At 65.7% G+C, this 16,086-nt stretch carries 15 protein-coding genes; 4 read left to right on the forward strand and 11 right to left on the reverse strand.

Annotated elements, in window-relative coordinates:
* Window positions 1-136 precede the first annotated feature (136 nt).
* The 4 genes from PKE75_RS17690 to PKE75_RS17705 all read left to right on the forward strand — a co-directional run bounded on the left by PKE75_RS17690 (window position 137) and on the right by PKE75_RS17705 (window position 3,656).
* On the forward strand, window positions 137-343 hold the full coding sequence (locus PKE75_RS17690) for a TOBE domain-containing protein (RefSeq protein ID WP_271170073.1): 207 nt from the start codon (window positions 137-139) through the stop codon (window positions 341-343).
* 5 nt (window positions 344-348) lie between these two features.
* On the forward strand, window positions 349-846 hold the full coding sequence (tsaA, locus tag PKE75_RS17695) for a tRNA (N6-threonylcarbamoyladenosine(37)-N6)-methyltransferase TrmO (RefSeq protein ID WP_271170074.1): 498 nt from the start codon (window positions 349-351) through the stop codon (window positions 844-846).
* A gap of 236 nt (window positions 847-1,082) precedes the next feature.
* The gene (locus tag PKE75_RS17700) at window positions 1,083-3,188 is read left to right on the forward strand and encodes a TonB-dependent receptor plug domain-containing protein (RefSeq protein WP_271170075.1); all 2,106 of its coding nucleotides are present in this window, start codon (window positions 1,083-1,085) and stop codon (window positions 3,186-3,188) included.
* Between the two features lie 93 nt (window positions 3,189-3,281).
* A complete protein-coding gene (locus tag PKE75_RS17705) occupies window positions 3,282-3,656 on the forward strand; it encodes a winged helix-turn-helix domain-containing protein (RefSeq protein WP_271170076.1) in 375 nt (124 codons plus the stop codon).
* A 42-nt stretch (window positions 3,657-3,698) separates the two neighbouring features.
* Here PKE75_RS17705 and PKE75_RS17710 read toward each other — a convergent pair whose 3' ends face one another.
* From PKE75_RS17710 to PKE75_RS17760, 11 genes are all read right to left on the reverse strand, one after another.
* Window positions 3,699-4,166 carry an HPP family protein gene (locus PKE75_RS17710; RefSeq protein ID WP_271170077.1) on the reverse strand — a complete coding sequence of 156 codons (468 nt, stop codon included), beginning with the start codon at window positions 4,164-4,166 and terminating at the stop codon, window positions 3,699-3,701.
* 80 nt (window positions 4,167-4,246) lie between these two features.
* Window positions 4,247-5,452, reverse strand: coding sequence for an NAD-dependent formate dehydrogenase (locus PKE75_RS17715; RefSeq protein WP_271170078.1), 1,206 nt, complete (start codon window positions 5,450-5,452; stop codon window positions 4,247-4,249).
* Between the two features lie 252 nt (window positions 5,453-5,704).
* Entirely contained in the window at window positions 5,705-6,625 is a 921-nt protein-coding gene (locus PKE75_RS17720) for a LysR family transcriptional regulator (RefSeq protein ID WP_271170079.1), read from the reverse strand.
* A gap of 248 nt (window positions 6,626-6,873) precedes the next feature.
* Entirely contained in the window at window positions 6,874-7,761 is an 888-nt protein-coding gene (locus PKE75_RS17725; protein ID WP_271170080.1) for a Vgb family protein, read from the reverse strand.
* 230 nt (window positions 7,762-7,991) lie between these two features.
* The gene (locus PKE75_RS17730) at window positions 7,992-9,275 is read right to left on the reverse strand and encodes an NAD(P)/FAD-dependent oxidoreductase (RefSeq protein WP_271170081.1); all 1,284 of its coding nucleotides are present in this window, start codon (window positions 9,273-9,275) and stop codon (window positions 7,992-7,994) included.
* Window positions 9,276-9,278: 3 nt separating this feature from the next.
* Window positions 9,279-10,865 carry a GMC family oxidoreductase gene (locus tag PKE75_RS17735; protein ID WP_271170082.1) on the reverse strand — a complete coding sequence of 529 codons (1,587 nt, stop codon included), beginning with the start codon at window positions 10,863-10,865 and terminating at the stop codon, window positions 9,279-9,281.
* Between the two features lie 19 nt (window positions 10,866-10,884).
* Complete coding sequence (locus PKE75_RS17740; protein ID WP_271170083.1) at window positions 10,885-12,372, reverse strand: NAD(P)/FAD-dependent oxidoreductase; 1,488 nt, start codon at window positions 12,370-12,372, stop codon at window positions 10,885-10,887.
* Window positions 12,369-12,731 (reverse strand): RidA family protein, encoded by a 363-nt coding sequence (locus tag PKE75_RS17745; protein WP_271170084.1) that lies wholly within the window; start codon window positions 12,729-12,731, stop codon window positions 12,369-12,371. The genes PKE75_RS17740 and PKE75_RS17745 overlap by 4 nt, the downstream gene beginning before the upstream one ends.
* Before the next feature lie 90 nt (window positions 12,732-12,821).
* On the reverse strand, window positions 12,822-13,928 hold the full coding sequence (locus PKE75_RS17750; protein ID WP_271170085.1) for an LLM class flavin-dependent oxidoreductase: 1,107 nt from the start codon (window positions 13,926-13,928) through the stop codon (window positions 12,822-12,824).
* Between the two features lie 266 nt (window positions 13,929-14,194).
* Complete coding sequence (locus tag PKE75_RS17755) at window positions 14,195-15,280, reverse strand: ABC transporter ATP-binding protein (RefSeq protein WP_271170086.1); 1,086 nt, start codon at window positions 15,278-15,280, stop codon at window positions 14,195-14,197.
* A 13-nt stretch (window positions 15,281-15,293) separates the two neighbouring features.
* Window positions 15,294-16,073, reverse strand: a complete 780-nt coding sequence (locus PKE75_RS17760) for an ABC transporter permease (protein WP_271170087.1) — start codon at window positions 16,071-16,073, stop codon at window positions 15,294-15,296.
* Window positions 16,074-16,086: the final 13 nt, after the last annotated feature.

The raw sequence follows: 16,086 nt of genomic DNA on the forward strand, positions 1-16,086 counted from the left end.
CGGTCGGGGGCGGCGCGAGCCGCCTCGCATGTTCTCGACCGCCGGCGGCTTTACCGCGCCGCCAATTCGGTGATCTACGTCCCTGATCTCGGCGGCGCGTCCTCACGCCGTCGCTTCGCAGCGAAGGACAAAAGCCATGAAGCTCAGCGCTCGCAACGTGCTCAAGGGCAAGGTCGTCGAAGTCACCAAGGGCGCCACGACCGCCCATGTGAGGCTCGATGTCGGCGGCACGATCGTGACCTCGTCGATCACCAACGCCGCGGTCGACGAACTCAAGCTCGTGGTCGGGCAGGAGGCCTATGCAGTGGTCAAGGCCTCCGACGTCATGATCGGCGTCGACTGAACGCCATGGTGCGGCTGAATGAGATCCGGACCGGCGAAGTCGCAGTAGAGGCGCCTGCGCCGACCGACGCCGGGCTCGTCTTCATCGGCCGCATCCATACGCCCTGGACCTCGCGGCTCGACTGCCCGCGGCAGGGACGCCCGGACGGGCCGACCTGCCGCATCGAGATCTTCGACCCTTGGGCGCCGGCGCTTGCGGGGATCGAGGCCTTCGAGCGTCTCGAGGTTCTTTACTGGTTGAACGAGTCTCGCCGCGACCTCGTGCGCCAGAGCCCGGCGAATGACGGGTCTACGCGTGGAACCTTCGCACTGCGCTCGCCTGTCCGGCCGAACCCCATCGGGACTTCGCTCGTGACCCTCGTCGGCGTGAAAGAGGCGTCCCTGCTGGTGCGCGGCCTCGACTGCCTCGACGGCACGCCGCTGATCGACCTCAAGCCCGATCGCTGCCTGTTCACGCCGCTCGCGCCCCCGCAGAAGGGCGATTTCCAGGTCGGCGACCTCTGAGCTCCGTCCCGCGAACGGCTGACGATCCCACCTTATCGCGACGGTAAGTTTGGCTTTGCGCTTGCCGCATAGCCGCCTGCGCTGTATCGAGCGGAATATGGCGACTTTGTGAATCGTCATATTCCGCAAAGCATGGAACGCCATGTCGCGGAGCGTCGGGGGACGCGAGAAGCGTAAGGCGCCAGCAGCCTTGGGCTTCGGAAATTCAGGGGGATGTCGCTTTGCGTTATATTCACTTGCATATCACGATTTCGACCGCGGCGTTGCTCGCTTCGTGCGGAGCAGCCTTCGCACAGGCCGCGCCTGTCGAGCCGGTCTGGGAAGATCCGCAGACCGGCGTCTTCCATCTCGGTGAACTGACCGTCGTCGGCGAGAGGCAGCGCGCCTACGGCCAGACGTCGGGCCAGGCGCTGTCCCAGGACAAGGCGACCGCCCAGGACATCTACGACTACAACCGGAACTCGCTCGACGACGCGCTGACGCTGATCCCAGGCGTCAGTGTCGACGGCTTCGGCGGAAGCCGGAACGAGAAGGTCGCCTATGTGCGCGGCTTCGACCTGTTCCAGGCGCCGCTTTCGATCGACGGCGTCCGGGTCTTCCTGCCTTACGACAACCGGCTCGATCTCGGTCGTTTCATCACTCCCGACCTCGCCGAAATCCAGGTCCAGAAGGGCTACGTCTCGGTGCTGAACGGGCCGGGCGGCATGGGCGGCGCCATCAACCTGGTGACGCGCAAGCCTACAAAGGCCGTCGAAGGCGAAGCGCGCGAAAGCATCGACTTCGGCAACACCGGCGGCGTCGCCGCCCACACCGGCTTCGCCTCGCTCGGCACGCTGCAGGAGAAGTATTACCTGCAGGCGAGCGCCGGCTACCGCGACAGCGACGGCGCCTTCCTGTCGAAGAAGTTCGATCCGGTGAGCTTCGGAGGGGTGCAGACAGAGAACGGGGGACGTCGCGACAACGCGGATACGCGCGACTGGCGCGTCAACCTCAAAGCCGGCTTCACCCCGAACGACACCGACGAATACTCGATCAGCTACACCAAGCAGGAGGGCCGCAAGGAGTCGCCTTTCTCGACCGTCGAGCCGATCCGCGGCGTGACCGGAATGGCGCCGGGCGGAACGCCGGCCTATCAGCGCAACTGGCGCTGGCCCAAATGGGACTATGAGAGCGTCTATTTCCTCTCGCACACCGCGCTCGGCGAGAAGTCCTATGTCGACGGCAAGGTCTTCTACAACCAGCTCGACAACCTGCTCTCGGCCTATGACGACGGAACGTTCGGCCCGCGAGTGACCGGCCGCTCGTTCGACAGCTACTACAACGAGACCGGCTATGGCGGCAGCGTGGAGCTCGGGACCGAACTGATCCCGATGAACACCCTGAAGGGCGCGATCCACTGGCGCCGCGACGACCATAAGAGCCGCAACCTGGCGTCGCCGGACGTCAACTCGATCTTCGACGAAACCGTTCGGGAGAAGGAGGACACCACCTCCTTCGCGGTCGAAAACACGTTTCACGCCACAGACCGGCTCGATCTGGTCGGCGGCGTTTCCTACGACCGGCGTTCGCTGAAGAAGGCGGACGATCCCGATCTGGTGGACTCCGGCGTGAAGAACGCCGATCACGCCTGGAACTGGCAGGCGGCCGCGATCTACAAGCTCACCGACACCGCGCGCATCCACGCGAGCGTCTCCGACCGCACGCGCTTCCCCACGCTCTGGGAGCGCTTCAGCACCCGCTTCGGCGTCGCGCTGCCGAACGCCGGCCTCAAGGCGGAACGCGCCCGGAACTACGAGATCGGCTGGGCCGATACGGTCATGCCCGGCGTGAACCTCGCCGCGACCGCGTTCTACAGCGACGTCAAGGACGTCATCCAGGGCGTGAACGTCGGCGAACTGGTCCAGAACCAGAATGTCGGCGACGGCAAGTATTACGGCGTCGAGCTCAAGGCCGACTGGACCGTCAACGACAAGCTTATTGTCGGCGGGCACTACACCTATCTGCACCGCGAGATCGACGGGCTGAATGGGATCGACGTCAAGCCGGTCGGAACGCCCAAACACTACGCGATGCTCTACGCGAAGTGGGAGGCGTATCCCCGCCTGCAGCTCATCCCGAGCCTAGAGCTCTCGTCGTCGCGCTACTCGAGCGACCGCTTCGAGACGAGCTACACGAAGAACGACGGCTTCGCGCTCGCCAATTTCTCGGCGGAGTACCGCGTCACCGATAACTTCACGACCGGGGTGGGCGTCCGGAACATTTTCGACAAGAACTACGAGGTCCAGTACGGCTATCCCGAGGCTGGGCGAAGCTTCTTCGTCCAAGCCAAGGCGACGTTCTAGCGGGGCCGAGCAGCCGTCGGAACGGTTGACGTTGGGCTCGCTTGCGGTGACGGTCCGTCGTTTCGAACGATCGACCGACGCCGCGGACGCGCAATGGCCACTCTCAGCATCAGGATCGACCTCGGCGGGGAAGGTCGCATCGGACCGGGCAAGATCGACCTCCTCGAGGCGATCCGGCGGGAGGGCTCGATCTCCGCGGCAGGGCGCGCGATGGACATGTCCTACCGGCGCGCCTGGGACCTGGTCGACGAGACGACCAGGATTTGCGGACGTCCTGTCGTGGCGTCGCAGACCGGCGGCAAACACGGCGGCGGCGCCCGGCTCACCGATTTTGGCGAAGAACTGATCGCCCGCTACAGGGCGATCGAAAAAGCCGCCGCGAGAGCCGCACGGGCCGAACTCGCGGCGCTTCAATCCGGCACGCAGCCGGCGGACATCGGGATCAAGCGCGAGCCGGACGCAGCCTGACGTCCCTCAAGACGAACGCCGGGCCAGCCACGCTTGCGAACCTCAGCCGCGCGCCGGATAGACGACGCCCGTAACAGCCTGGTGATAGGCCACGCTCGCAAGGACGATCGCAACCGATCCGGCGAGCACGGGCGTGAGCAGGAACGGCCACGACGCTCCTGCGAGCGCCACCACGATGGGATCGGCGCCCGCGGGGGGATGGGTCGTGCGCGTGAGCAGCATCGCGGCGATCGCGAGTCCCACTCCGATCCCGAGCGCAAGCGGGGTCGCGCCGAGGACGGCGAACGTCGCCAGTCCGATCGCCGTGGAGACGAGATGGCCGCCGATGACGTTGCGCGGCTGGGCGAGCGGGCTCGCCGGCGCGCCGAACACCAGCACGCAGCTCGCGCCGAAAGGGGCGATGATAAAAAGCGCGCCGGAGATCCGCGACAGCTCCGCGAGGCCGAAGATGACGGCAAATCCGCCCAGCCCCGCGATCGCCGCGGTGCGGACGGCGGTTCGGGACGCCATAAGGCTCTCCGGTCTACGCCACGGGACAACGAAAGAAAAAAGGGATCGGCGGCGGCCCGCCGATCCCTGGCGCTGAAGGCTCAGCCCGCCTTCTTGAACTTGGCGGCCTCGTCAGCGCCGCCGGTCGAGTCGCCGCCCGAATAGGACTTGGCGCCGACGCCGGCGAGCTTGCCGCCCTGGACGATCAGGTATTCGTCGCGGATCGGCCGGCCCTCGAAGTGGCATTCGAGAATCTCGCGGGTGCCCGCGGCGTAGCGCGCCTGGGCGGACAGCGAGGTGCCCGAGATGTGCGGCGTCATGCCGTGATGCGGCATGGTCCGCCACGGATGGTCGTTCGGCGCCGGCTGCGGGAACCAGACGTCGCCGGCGTAGCCCGCAAGCTGGCCGCTCTCGCAGGCGCGTACGATCGCGTCGCGATCGACGATCTTGCCGCGCGCCGTGTTGATGATGTAGGCGCCGCGCTTCATCTTCGAGATCATCTTCTCGTCGAAGAGGTTCAGCGTCTCGGAGTGCAGCGGACAGTTGATCGTGACGACGTCGCAGACCTTGACCATGTCCTCGACGCTGTCGTGCCAGGTGAGGTTCAGCTCCTTCTCGACGGCCTCCGGCAAACGGTGGCGATCGAAATAGTGCAGGTGCACGTCCCAAGGCTTCAGGCGACGCAGGACCGCGAGGCCGATGCGGCCGGCCGCGACCGTGCCGATGTGCATGCCCTCGACGTCATAGGAGCGGGCCACGCAGTCGGCGATGTTCCAGCCGCCCTTCACCACCCACTGATAGGAGGGGATGTAGTTGCGGACCTGGGAGACGATCATCATCACCACGTGCTCGGCGACGCTGATCGAGTTGCAGAAGGTGACTTCCGCGACCGTGATGTTGTTCTTCACCGCCGCGTCGAGGTCGACATGGTCGGAGCCGATGCCGGCCGTGAGCGCGAGCTTCAGCTTGGGCGCCTTGGCGATGCGCTCGGCGGTGAGATAGGCCGGCCAGAACGGCTGCGAGATCACCACTTCCGCGTCATGGAGATGCTTCTCCAGCTCGGAGTCGGGGCCGTCCTTGGAGGACGTGACGACCAGCTCATGGCCGTTCGACTCGAGGTATTTGCGGAGCCCGAGCTCGCCTGAGACCGAGCCGAGCAGCTCGCCGGGCTTGAAGTCGATGCCCTTCGGCGTCGGCAGCGTCTGGCCGTCCGCGTAATGCGTGATCTTCGGGAGATCGTCGCGGGCGTAGGACTTCGGCATTCCATCGATGGGATCGTCGTAGAGAACACAGACGACTTTGGCCATTCCTCGTATCCTTCCAATGAGAGATAGCGAAGAGGCGCCGACCGCAAACACAGAGAAGCTCAGTCCGCAGCGCACGCGCTGCGGATCCGGTGTTTTTAAAAGTTATAAACTTCCGCTGTGTGCGGGCGATCCTCAAACCACATCCGTACAGGCGTTCTTGGGCGCCTGCTTTAAGTTCGGACCAAGGGATGCTGGACGTTTTATTCGGGATTTACCAATGAAAGTCTTGAAACTTTTGATAGGCCGAATTGATCAAGCGGAGGCGCGCAGGGCGTTCTCAAGCTCCGTCTCTAGGTCGACGGTCAGCGCGGAGGAGAGCAGCGCATCCGCCATCGGCGAACGCGGCTCCCGGTCGGACAGGACGAGACCGATCGCCTGGGTGTGCACGGGATCGACCAGATCGATCGCAACGAGGTCGCGTTCGGCGCGAAACACATAGAAGAATGTGTGCGGCACGATTCCGGCCCACTCGCCGTGGCGAAGATGGGAGCACACGCCCAGGAACGAGTTGCTGATCACCTCCGGCTTCACCTCGACGCCGATCGCCGACGCCACCGCGTTCACGATCCGCCGGTTCTGCATCTCTTCGCTGAGCAGGCAGAGCCGCTCCTCCGCCGCTTCGCGCCAGGTCAGGCTCGTGCGTTTGGCCAGGGGATGGTCGCGGCGCGCCACGAAGACGTAGCGCTCCTGATAGAGCGGCAGGCGGCGAACCCGCTCCAATGGCTCGTTCTCGAGATAGGTCATCCCCCCGTCGAGCTCGAAGGCGTCGAGACCGTCCTGGATCGCGCGCGAGCTCATCGAGTGCACCTCGACGCTCGCTGTCGGATTGGCGGCGCTGAACCGCGCGGTGATAAATGAGACCGCAGGCATGGCGGCTGGAATGACGCCGAGCTTCAGGGCTCCGGTCAGGCCTTCGCGAGCGCCGGACAGATCGTCCTTGAGGCTGTTGTAGTCGGTGAGGATCTGTCGCCCCCAAGCCAGCACCTTCTCTCCCTCGGCGGTGAGCCCGACGAAGCGGCGCTTGCGCACGACGAGACGCGCATCGAGGTCTTCCTCGAGTTTCCGGATCGCCGCGGAAAGCGTGGGCTGCGCGATGTTGCAGGCTTCCGCCGCCTTCGCGAAATGCTTCTCGCGGGCGAGAGTCACGAAATAGGAGAGATGCCGAACGAGCACTTTGGCCTCCCGACGGCGCGAAGGGCGCCTGCCGATATGCGGCGTTCAATAGGTCAACGCAGCCGCGGCCACCATCCTCACCGGTCCTGGGGGCGCGACGGCGGCTCGCACAAGCCGGGCCGTAACGCGATTTCGTCGTGCGTGTCCATATATAACGGTTGCATGCCCTCCCTGCGACACGAAGCGTTGTCGTTGAACTGAAAGTGGGACGCCGCGGGGACCGGAGCCGCCCGCCGCGGCGAGACCGGTCAGTCCTTTGGAAGAGGGGTCGCGATCAGCCGGAAGCCGTCCGGGGTCTTGCCCTTCTTGTCGGGATCGCTGAGGTAGGAGAGCTGGCCCTCGGCGACCCAGACCGCGTCTCCTGCGATCGTGACGCCGGTCGGGCCCGCGAACGTCTTGACGGTGTCGATCCTCGCCTCGTCTCCGGTGACCGTCACGCGGTCGAGCGTGCCGCCGCCCTCGACCATCAGGAAGCCGTCCTTGAAGGGCTTCAGCCCGTCGGGATGGGTGAGCGGCCGAGACGTGTTGAGCTTGGTGACCTTGCCGGCGACTCCCATCTTGACGTCGACGCGGAACATTTCGCCCGCGACATAGGTGTTGACGTAGAGATTGCCGTCCTCGCCGAACGCGATCCCGTCAAGGCCGCCTTTCAGCCTGTCGTCCTGGACGAAGACCTCGACCTCGTTGGCGTCGGGCTTCAATCGGTAGATCTGCGGGCCCGCGGTGTTCGTCACATAGACCGAGCCGTCCTCGCCGATCGCGAAATCGTTCGCGATCGCGGGCGCCGGAAGCCTGACGCTGACCTTGGGCGCGCCCGACTTCAGGTCGAAGCTGCGCAGCCATGCGCCCTCGACGGCGCTCGGGCCCTTGAGGCCGATCGCGGAGGCGTCGTTGGACGCCACCCAGAGGGTTCCGGTCTTCTCGTCGGCCAGCACCCCGAAGGTCGAGCGCGTGTCGTGCTCGCCGGGCTTGAAGAACGGGGTCGGCGTCGACCCGTCCGGCGCGACGCGCAGGACGCCGCCATTGGTGATGCTGCTGACGAACAGCGTCCCGTCCGCGATCGCCGCGACGCTTTCGGGAAACGGCGATCCCTCGGGAAGCGCGACGACGCCGGCGGCGACGGCTGATGTCGCCACGACCGCGAGCCCTGCGACGACGATCGATCTCCGCCAGATATCCCGGACGCTTCCGGGCCTATTTCGGCCAAACGGCATGGCGCACTCCCTCAGACTGTTATCGTTGTAGCTGGGGGAGCATATCGGGCCGGCTCAACGATTGACCAGCTTTCCAGCCGGGCGTCGCTGCAAGCGCGGGGTCGCCATGAGGCAGCCGGAGCGAACCTATCGGCCGGCCGACGGCGATTTCTTCAGGCTGCGTTTCGATCGGCGACGTTTCGTCCAAATCGCTGGAGACTGTATGGCTTAGGATCGATCATCGGCGTCGCGCCGAGGACAAGATCGCGAACGAGCCTGCCCGTTTCGCTCGCCCCCACCATGCCGGTGTGGCCATGGCCCGCTGCGACGAACAGCTGCGGGATCCCCGGCGCCTCGCCGATCGCCGCCACGCTGTCCGGCAGCGACGGGCGGAATCCCAGCCATTTGCTGTGCGAGGACGCTTCGAGCGAGGGGAACACGACGCGCGCCCGATCCATCAGCTGCAGCGCGCGCTCCTCGTTCGGCGGCGCATCGAGGCCCGCGATCTCGACCGTGCCGGCGAGGCGGAGCCCGTCCTCCATCGGGGTGATCGCCATGCCGCCGTCGCGCAGCAACAGCGGGAGGCGAGGGGAGATGTTCGCGCCCTTCAGCATCAGGTGGTAACCGCGCTCGGTTTCGAGCGGAAGCTTGACGCCGAGCGGCGACAGCAACCGCGAGGTCCAGGCGCCGGTGGCGAGCACGACGGCGTTCGCGGTCAGGTCGCCGAGATTGGTGAAGAGCTCGAAGCCCCGCTCGAGAGGTTTGATCCTCATGGCCTTGCGCGGCAGGATCCGCCCGCCGGCCGAGACCAGCAGGCCCGCGAGCGTCGAGGTGAGCCGCGCCGGGCTCACGATCCATCCATTGTCCGGGAACAGCAGCGCGCGCTGAACGGCCGGGCTGATCTCGGGATAGAGCTCCCTCAGCTCACTGGGGCCGAGGGCTTCGACCGCGATTCCCTGCCGCTCGATCAGGTGGCGGATGAACAGCTCGTTGCGGCCCGGCCGGTCGTTGTAGAAGACGTTGACGCTTCCCTCGGTTCGGATCAGGTCCGCGAAGTGCTCAGGCCCCAGCAATTCGCGGTAGCGGGCCAGCGTATCCCTGTGCAGCGCCCGCAGGGCGTCCGAGGCGCCATAGACCGTCCGTTTTCCGCTGGCGGCGATCCACTTCATCAGCCAGGGCGCTGCGGTCGGCAGATATCCGTAATCGACGGCGAGCGGTCCCTTGCGGTCCAGAAGCCAGCTCGGCACCTTGCGCCAGATGCCGGGGAGGGCGACCGGCATGTTGGTGCCGGCGCTGAGGAGGCCGGCGTTGCCGAACGACGTGGCGTGGCCTGGAGGGAGCGGATCGAGCACCGTCACGCTGCGACCCGCGCGCTGCAGATGAAGGGCCGCGCACAGGCCGACGGCCCCGGCGCCCACGATCACGACGTCCGCGTCGGCGGCGCGAAGCTGTGCCATCGCTCAGATCCGGTTGCCGCGGATGAAGTCGGAGGCGCGCTCGCCGATCATGATCGAGGGGCCGTTCAGATTGCCGGACACCACGTAGGGCATGATCGAGGAATCCGCGACGCGCAGCCCTTCGAGGCCCCTGACGCGCAACTGCGGATCGACCACCGCCATCTCGTCGGACCCCATCCTGCACGCGCCCGAGAGATGCAGCGCGCCCTGCGTGAAGCGCCGGACGAACTCGTCATACTCCGCGCGCGTCTTCAGCGGCTTGTTCGGCTGGTGGATCGACTTGATGTATTTGCTGATCGAGGGCCTCGACATGATGTCCTCGCCCACCTTCACGCCCTCGATCAGGACGTCGACGTCGCGCTGGTCGGAGAGATAGCCGGCGTCGAGCTTGAGCGGGACGGAGGGATCCGCCGACCTCAGGCTGACGGAGCCGCGGGAGTGCGGTCGGCAGCCATAGACGTTCAGCGTGGCGCCGTTGCCGCTGGGGGTGGAATCGACGCCTTCCTCGACGCCGGCGCCCGCCAGGAAATGGTACTGCAGGTCGGGCAGCGGATCGGACTTGTCTCCCCACCAGAACGCGCCGCCCTCGCAGACGTTGGACGCCACAGGTCCGGTGCGGAACAGCGCGTATTCGAGGCCGGCCACCATCTGCCAGCGCAGCTTCTTGTATTTGTCGTAGCTGACCGCCGCGTTCAGATCGTAGATCAGGAAGCAGTCGGTGTGGTCCTGCAGGTTCTGGCCGACGCCGGGCAGGTCATGCTTCACGTCGACGCCGACCGACTTCAGGTCGCTCGCGGGGCCGACGCCGGACAGCAGGAGCAGGCGGGGGGAGCCGATCGCGCCCGCGCTGACCACCACCTCGCGTTCGGCGCGAAGGGTCTTGAGTTCGCCCCCGTCGCGATACTGCACCCCCACCGCGCGGCCGCCCTCGATCAGGATGCGGATAACGGGCTTTCCCGTCAGGATCGTCAGGTTCTTCCGCTTCCGCGCGGGATTGAGATAGGCGACCGCCGCGCTGCAGCGGCGGCCGTTGCGCATCGTCACCTGATAGAGGCCGCAGCCGGCCTGGACGCCGGAGTTGAAGTCGGGGTTGTAGGGAAGGCCCGCCTCCTGGCAGGCCTTCAGCCATTCCTTGGTGAGCGGGCTCGTGTAACGCTGGTCGGATACGCTCAGCGGACCGCTCGTCCCGTGGGCTTCGCCAGCGAAGGTCTCGTTAGCCTCGGCCTTCTTGAAATATCTGAGGACGTCCTTGTACCCCCAGCCTTCGGCGCCGGACGCTTCCCATCGATCGTAATCCTGCGGGTTTCCGCGGATGTAGACCATGGCGTTGACCGAGCTGCCGCCGCCGAGAACCTTCGCCTGGCCCGTGGTCGGCGCCGCATCGAACTGATGCTTGAGCGGCTCCAGCTGGATCCGCCGCAGCATGCGCTGGGTCTTGTAGTAAGTGACGGGCATATGGATGAACGGGCTGCTGTCCGAGGGCCCGGACTCGAAGAGCGTGACCTGGGCGTTCGAGTCTTCCGACAGCCTGGAGGCGATGGTCGAACCGGCGGAGCCGCCGCCGACGACGATATAATCACAGCTCATCATCACTCTTCCTGACGCCGCCTCAGCGGGTTCCAATTCTCAGATTGAACAGAGCCGGCGCCGCAGCCAGCGCGCGCGCGATCGTGGACCCTCGCGCGCCCCTCTCTTCGGCGTCTTCGCAGCTCAGCGTCGCCTTGCGGATGATCGCCCCTCCGACATAGCGGAACGGTTCCGGCGGGAGCGGCGGAAGCGCGCGCGCGCAAAACGGAGAGAGCGTCCAGTCATCTTTCTGGCCGAGCGTCAGGGACGCGAGGCACTGGCCGATGATGTAGCTCGGGTTGACGCCGTGCCCGGTAAAACCGAAGGCGTAGTGGACCCCGCCGCCAGTCAACGTTCCCGCATAAGGCAGCCGGTCGGACGACACGTCGATCGCCGCCCCCCACGCCGAAGCGACGGCGACCTTGTCATGGCTCGGAAGCAGTCTCCGAAGGCCGCGGACCGTGCGATCGAGACTGCTCGCGTCCCGGACGACGGAAGGCGCGGCCACGTTCGCGCCAAAAGCGATCGGTCCGGAGCCCGATCCCATCAGCACGCGTCCGTCGGGGGTGCGTCGGAAATAGTGCAGGAACGAACGCGCGTCCGTGATGCTGTGATCGCGCCGCCAGCGCGCGGCGTCGAGCGTCCCTTCCGCGGGTTCCGTCATCAGCGCGTAACTGGAAAACGCCATGAACCGCGACCTCAGGCGTCGGAACGCCAGAAGGTCGACGTTCGTCGCGAGCACCACCGAAGCGGCGGCGAGTTCGCCGCCGGGCGTGACGATCCTGTTCGGGCGGCCGCGCTCGAGGCGCAGCATGGGCGTCCGTTCATGGATTGCGACGCCGGCGGCGACGGCCGCGTCGCGGAGCGCCATCGCGAGTCTCGCCGGATGGACCGTCGCCTCCTCGCGGTAGAACAGGCCCCCCCGAAAAACAGGCGACCGGCAATAGTCGGCGACCTGCTCCGGGGACAGAACGCGGACCATGCCGCCGGCGCCGAGCTTTGTCATCGCCGCGGCGAGGCTCGCGATCCTTCGGTCCTGCGCGGGCGCGCAGGATATCTTGAGACCGCCGCCTTCCCGCCACCAGACGTCCCGGCCGCCGCTCAGCGAGAAATTCCGAATGGCGTCCTGAGCTCTGGAGCCCATCCGGGCCATTGACCAGGCCTGCTCCGGTCCGAGCAGATCGGCGAGGTGGGGAAGCGCGGCCCAGTAGCCGTGGACCTTGCCGGCGTTCTTACCGCTTGCGCCCGCCCCGCATACGTCGCGCTCGATCAGCGCGACCGTGAGATCGGGTCGCCGCCGTCGGAGCTCGATCGCGGTCCAAAGGCCGGTGTAGCCGCCGCCGACGATCGCCACGTCGACGAGTTTCGGGCCGCGGAGAGACCCGAAGGCCGCCCTGTTGTCCGCCGCCGCATCCGTGAACCACCAGGAACGATCGCCGCCTAAGGGGCCGCCCGGCCGATCCTCGTCCGGTCTCGCCGCCTGATAGTCGGCGGCGAGGGTCGGACGACCCGGATACGGCGCTGCGTTCATACGACGGCGGTCGCCATCATCTCGACGAGGTTGATCCCGTCGCCGGCCAGCGGCGACATGACGGTCGCGCGCGACGGCGCGGCGTCCTTGTCGACCCAGCCGTCCCAGACCTCGTTCATGGCGTCGAAATGCGCCATGTCGTGGAGCCAGATATTGACGCGCAGCAGGCGCGACTTGTCGGAGCCGCCCTGTTTCAGATAGCCGTCGATCTGCGCGAGGATATCGGCCGTCTGGGCCTTGGCGTCCGGCGTCTTCACCTTGGCGGTGAGGCCGGATAGGTAGACGACGCCGTTATGGACGACCACCTTCGAAAGACGGCCGTTGGAGTCGTATCGCGTAATTTCCGAAGCAGAAGACATTATTACTCAAACCCTTGTCGACGGTGTCTTTTTCATTGCGGAAGGAGCCCGGCCTATCGAAGGTCCGGGCGCGTAGGTTGGACTGGACGATTACTCTGCGGCCGCCTTCGTCGCGCAATAATCGCGCAGCTTCGGCATCACCTCGAGGGCGAGCAGGCGCATCGAATTCTGCTGGAGGGCGGGCTTGTCCCATTCCTTGAAGGTCGACAGCAGCGCTCCGAACGGACCGCCGACATAATCGACGAACGCGACGAGCTTATCGAGCACCGTGCTCGGCGACCCTGAAATGATCATGGTGTCCATGCAGTATTGCAGCGTCACGTCGTCGTCCGACATCGCCAGATCATGCTTGAGGACCGGGAGAATGTTGTAGACGCGCATGTCATCAAGGACGAATTCATAGTACCAGGCGTAAGCGTTGCCCTCCTCGGCCAGATAGTCTCGCGCCTCCGCGTCGGTCTCCGTGACGAGGATGGAGCGGGCGACGCGCCAGTTCTGGCGGCTCGGGCGCCGCCCGGCCTTCTCGCAGCCGATGACGTACTGCTCCCAGTGCGACTTCGCCCAGCAGGGCTGGATGAAGTTCGCCGAAGTGACCGACCAGCCGCGCTGGCCCGCCTGCCGGGCGCTGCCGGAGTTCGGCGTCATCGCCGAGACCGCGACTTCGGGGTAGGGCTTCTGGTAAGGTTTCAGCATCGGCCCGAAGCCGAGCTTCGGCATCACCGAATCCTCGATTTTGACGTTCCAGTACTTGCCCGGAATGTTGTAGGGCGCGTCGGAAGCCCAGATCTTGTGGATGATCTCAACCGACTCCGCGAGCATCTCGGCGCGGTTCTTGTCGCCGATGTCGAACAGCTCGAAGTCGCTGGCGAGGCCGCCCGGCCCTACGCCCATGATGAAGCGGCCCTTCGACAGGTGGTCGAACTGGGCCGCGTCGCCGGCGATGTTGGCGGGATGGTGCTGCGGCAGGGCGAGCACCCCGGTTGCGAACCTGATCTGCTCTGTGACCGGGATCAGGGAGGCCATGAACTGGAGCGGATTGACGATCGGCTCGATGCTCGAGGAATAGTGCTCGCCGACCCAGACTTCCGAGTAGCCGAGCTTGTCGGCCAGCAGGACGGCCGCACGGTCTTCGTGGAGCATGTCCGTCGTGCTGCGCTTCGGATCGTGAAGCGGCTGCATGAACATTCCGAGATTCATAGCTTCCTATCCCCATTGGCGTTCGCCTGAGACCGACGAGGCGCCCCTTCATTCGAACTGCCGGGCCTGGCCGCCCCGCGGTATCCTCGGAGGCGAATCCGCAAACCGCATGCCATCGAATAAGTCGATGATATTGAATGGCTTTATCGGAGAAGCTTGACTGAGATTCTGCGCGCGGGGATGAGACCGTGAGACGTCATCGCTCGGACGGTCAGGCGCCCCGGTCAACGACGCCTGAGGCGCTCCCCGGGGCGGACCGGCGGCGCTCAGTGCGTCAGAAGCACCGCCGCATCCGCCGCCCAGGACGCACGGACCTCGTCGCCGCGCTCCAGCGAAATGCCATGCACCGGGCGCGTCTCCTGATATTTGATCAGGTTGATCGGCGTCCGGATATTGTAGACGACCCGGCTTCCCATGAAGACGACGTCCTGGATCACGCCGTCGACGAAATTGAAGTTCTCCTTGCCCGCGACCTCACGCACCTTGTCGAGACGGATCGCCTCCGGCCGCACCGCGAGCGACACCTGCGACCCGACGGGGACGCCGTTCATCGCGACCTTGGCCGCGCCGGCGCCGATGTCGACATAGGTCGTGTCGCCTTCCGCCGAAATCACCGAGCCGCTCAGGATGTTGGTCTCGCCGAGGAACTTCGCGCAGAACAGCGACTGCGGCCGGGCGTACATCTCCTCCGGCGTTCCGATCTGCTCGATCGCGCCCTTGTTCATCAGAACGATGCGGTCCGACAGGATCGTCGCCTCGTCCTGATCATGCGTGACGTAGATGAAGGTGGTGCCGGTCTCGACGTGGATCCGCTTGAGCTCGGCGAGCATGTGGTGGCGGATCTTGAGATCGAGCGCCGCGAGCGGCTCGTCGAGCAGCAGCACCGAAGGCTCATTCACCAAAGCGCGGGCGAGCGCGACGCGCTGGGCCTGTCCGCCCGAGAGCTCGGTGATCCAGCGGTTCGCATATTCTCCGAGCTGCACGAGCTCAAGCATGTGCGTCACGGTCTTCTTGATCTCGGACTTCGACTTCTTCTTCAGCCGGAGGCCGAACGCGACGTTGTCGAAGACGTCGAGATGCGGGAACAGAGCATAGCGCTGGAACACCATGTTGACCGGACGACGTTCGGGCGGCTGGTTGGAGACGTCGACGCCCCGCAGCAACACCCGGCCATGCGTGGACTGCTCGAAGCCGGCGACGATCCGCATCAGCGTCGTCTTCCCGCACCCGCTCGGGCCGAGCAGCGTCAGTATTTCGCCGTCGGCGATCTTGAGATCGATGTCGTTCAGCACGGTGAAGGCGCCGAACGATTTGGTCACGCCGTAGAGTTCGACGATGGGGGGCGTGGTCATGCCTGATTGTCCTTCAAGCGCGAGAACCGATCGCCTTGCGGCGTTGATACCAGACGATCAGCCCGCCAATCAGGATCAGGCCGATCGATAGGCTGAGCGAGAGCACCGAAGCCGCGTTGATGTCCGGGCTGACGGCCCGGCGCATCATCGACCAGATCAGCAGCGGCAGCGTCGTTTCGTTGCCGCTGACGAAGACCGTGATGATGAATTCGTCGAAGGAGAGCGCGAAGGCGAGGATCGCGGCGCCGGCGATTGTCGGGGCGATGATCGGCAGCGTGACGAGCCAGAATGTCCGCAACGGACCGGCGCCGAGGTCGCGCGCGGCTTCTTCAAGCCCAAGATCGAAATACTCGACCCGCGATCGCATCGTCTCGATGAAGAAGGGGATCGTGAACAGAACATGCGCGATGACGATCGTGAACAGCGATCGTGGCAGCCCGATCTGCGCGTAGAGGATAACGAGCGAGATGCCGAGAAACAGCCCGGGCAGGCCCACCGGCGCGAAGGCGAGCAGGCCGAACACCGCCTTCGTCTTGCCCTTCATGCGGGCGAGTCCGAGCGCCGCGAGCGATCCGAGCACGGTCGTGACGGCCGCCGCCGCCGCCCCCACGATGACGCTGTTCCACAGCGAATGCATGAAATTCGCGTCGCTGAAGATCTTTTCGTACCAGCGCAGGCTGAAGCCTTCGAACGGGAATGTCAGCGACGGCGAGCTGTGGAAGCTGAAAAGCGTGATGATCGCCATCGGCGCATAGAGAAACGCGACGTAGATCCAGATGTAGGCTCTCAACATCTCGGCGCTCGCT

The sequence above is a fragment of the Hansschlegelia plantiphila genome (assembly GCF_027922265.1).
GTDB classification, from domain to species: domain Bacteria; phylum Pseudomonadota; class Alphaproteobacteria; order Rhizobiales; family Methylopilaceae; genus Methylopila; species Methylopila plantiphila.

Bases quoted from the DNA above. Each gene is read 5' to 3' on its own strand.
- PKE75_RS17750 (WP_271170085.1), bottom strand. From the start codon at position 13,928: ATGAATCTCGGAATGTTCATGCAGCCGCTTCACGATCCGAAGCGCAGC.
- tsaA (WP_271170074.1), top strand. From the start codon at position 349: ATGGTGCGGCTGAATGAGATCCGGACCGGCGAAGTCGCAGTAGAGGCG.
- PKE75_RS17760 (WP_271170087.1), bottom strand. From the start codon at position 16,073: ATGTTGAGAGCCTACATCTGGATCTACGTCGCGTTTCTCTATGCGCCG.
- PKE75_RS17715 (WP_271170078.1), bottom strand. From the start codon at position 5,452: ATGGCCAAAGTCGTCTGTGTTCTCTACGACGATCCCATCGATGGAATG.
- PKE75_RS17730 (WP_271170081.1), bottom strand. From the start codon at position 9,275: ATGGCACAGCTTCGCGCCGCCGACGCGGACGTCGTGATCGTGGGCGCC.
- PKE75_RS17740 (WP_271170083.1), bottom strand. From the start codon at position 12,372: ATGAACGCAGCGCCGTATCCGGGTCGTCCGACCCTCGCCGCCGACTAT.
- PKE75_RS17690 (WP_271170073.1), top strand. From the start codon at position 137: ATGAAGCTCAGCGCTCGCAACGTGCTCAAGGGCAAGGTCGTCGAAGTC.
- PKE75_RS17755 (WP_271170086.1), bottom strand. From the start codon at position 15,280: ATGACCACGCCCCCCATCGTCGAACTCTACGGCGTGACCAAATCGTTC.
- PKE75_RS17745 (WP_271170084.1), bottom strand. From the start codon at position 12,731: ATGTCTTCTGCTTCGGAAATTACGCGATACGACTCCAACGGCCGTCTT.
- PKE75_RS17710 (WP_271170077.1), bottom strand. From the start codon at position 4,166: ATGGCGTCCCGAACCGCCGTCCGCACCGCGGCGATCGCGGGGCTGGGC.
- PKE75_RS17705 (WP_271170076.1), top strand. From the start codon at position 3,282: ATGGCCACTCTCAGCATCAGGATCGACCTCGGCGGGGAAGGTCGCATC.
- PKE75_RS17735 (WP_271170082.1), bottom strand. From the start codon at position 10,865: ATGATGAGCTGTGATTATATCGTCGTCGGCGGCGGCTCCGCCGGTTCG.